Origin of the sequence: Vibrio sp. 1S139 (assembly GCF_041439475.1) — a bacterium.
GTDB lineage: Bacteria > Pseudomonadota > Gammaproteobacteria > Enterobacterales > Vibrionaceae > Vibrio > Vibrio crassostreae_C.
In genome coordinates this window covers 1-2,005 of record NZ_JBGOOD010000146.1, presented here as the reverse complement: position 1 = coordinate 2,005, position 2,005 = coordinate 1, and the positions used below count along the sequence as shown (strand labels likewise).

The following is a 2,005-nucleotide window of genomic DNA, read 5'->3' as shown; positions in this document are numbered from 1 at the left end:
CTCATCAACAGGCTACTGCATGATCTCCATACACCACATTTGACAATAGCTCAAGAGGATCTTGAAACAAGCAAACGTACAGATGATAGGCAAGGAAATTCGGAAATGAGAGGGGGGTATACCGAAACTCTAGCTTGGTATTGGTTTTATTAGCGCATAATCTAATTGATACATACGCTGCTAAGCTAACGAACGTTAGTAAACGCCCCACGAACCCACGGGGCGACCTTGTTAATATTTGAAGTTCCAAGGTAGGAGTGCATCGATGTCTGGCTCTGCTTTTGCTAGCTCTTTCATGCACTTGACCATGTAGTCGTAAAGGATAAGGCCGTTGGCTTTCGCTGTCTCGACGATACTGTAAAGCATCGCGCTCGCTTCAGCTCCATTCGGAGTGGTCGAGAAGAGCCAGTTCTTTCTCCCAATAACCAGCGGCTTAATTGCGCGTTCAGCGCGATTATTATCGATAGATAAGTGACCATCGTCGATATAACGAATGAGTTTAGGCCCCTGCCCGAGCGCGTATTTTATCGCTTTGCCTAATGGGCTAGAGCCTATCACTTTCTGGGTCACCATCCATTGGTAAAGCTCATCCAATATAGGCTTGGCATGCGCTTGACGCTCTGCTTTTCGTGTTTCGACAGATGCACCTTTTAAGCGGGATTCTATCCCATAGAGCTTCTGGATTTTAGCCAGCGCTTTGTCTGCTTTGCCTGACTTACCTTTGCCTTGAAGCTTCTTAGCATCCATGAACTTACGCCGTGCATGCGCCAAGCAGCCAACATTGGTTACCTGATGAAGACCATCATAAGCACCATAGCCATCGGTTTGCAGATAACTACTGTAATCCCCCAAGAAGGCAACAGGGCATGTCCTCGCACGACTGTTTTGATAGTCGTACAAGGCGATATTCTTCACATTCGGCAGTGCAGCGTCGGGCGAGTCTGCACCCGAGCAGTAAAGCCACATATAACACTGTTTATCTTCTTTGAGGACATTGAGCGGCGTTTCATCCGCCTGTACCACCACTTGCTGAAGTAGGTGGTGCTTTAGGGCGGCATAGAGTGGGGCGAACTTCTCACTGACTTGGATAATCCACCTTGCCATCGTGGTTCGTGATAGCTCGATACCCGACTGAGTAAATAGCGATTCTTGGCGATAAAGTGGCATTGCGTATTGGTATTTACCAAGGATGATGTTGGTCAGCAAGCTTTCTGTCGCGAAGCTTTTAGGGATAATGCTTTGTGGTGCTGGCTTTTGAACGATACGACTGTTGTCTTCAGTTTGCTCGCACTGACGACAAGCATATTTAGGACGAACATATTCCAGCACTTTGAGCACGGCTGGTGAGAACTCAAGTTTCTCACTGCGGTCTTCACTGATTTTATGCAGACTATGTTGGCAGCAAGCGCACTGCTTTTCATGGTTGGCTAGATCAAGTTCGATAACTTCACGAGGCAAGGTCTTTGGAAGTGGCTTACGTTTCCCACGCTTCTTCGTTGTGGTGGTCGTCGTGACCTCAACTTCTTCTTCCTTTGCGGCTTCACATTCCACTTCGTTGAAGAGGTCACCTTGCGATTCATCGTAAGGCTTTAACGCCTCCGAGCGTTTAGCGAACTGGCGGTCGAAGGCAAGCTTGAGCTGTTCGAGTAGCGACTGACGCTCTTGTTTCAATTGGCTTTCTGACGCCATTAATGCTTTCACCATCGCTTGTAGCTCGGCAATATTTTGACTTTCTGGGTTGATATTTGGCATCTTTTTCATGGCATTTATTATACTAAAATCATGCCATTAACGCTTGGTGGATAAGGCTTTATTATCGATTAAGTCATTGTGAAATCGTTTATTCGAACGGGTTTATGACCGATAATTGTGAAGCCTGAAAGCAGTCTGTCAAGCTCGAATTGAGTTAGAGCAAAAACCTCGTTTTTCTCTTTTGATGGCCACTTGTACTGTAAGCGTCTTTAAATCGACACATTCAATCATCGAAACGAACGTCGTAACCTTT

Annotated in this window: 1 protein-coding gene; it reads right to left on the bottom strand. The window is 46.3% G+C overall.

Going from position 1 to position 2,005, the window contains the following annotated elements; genetic code table 11:
* Positions 1–231 precede the first annotated feature (231 nt).
* Positions 232–1,761 (bottom strand): IS66 family transposase, encoded by a 1,530-nt coding sequence (locus ACED46_RS21775; RefSeq protein ID WP_371722439.1) that lies wholly within the window; start codon positions 1,759–1,761, stop codon positions 232–234.
* Positions 1,762–2,005: the final 244 nt, after the last annotated feature.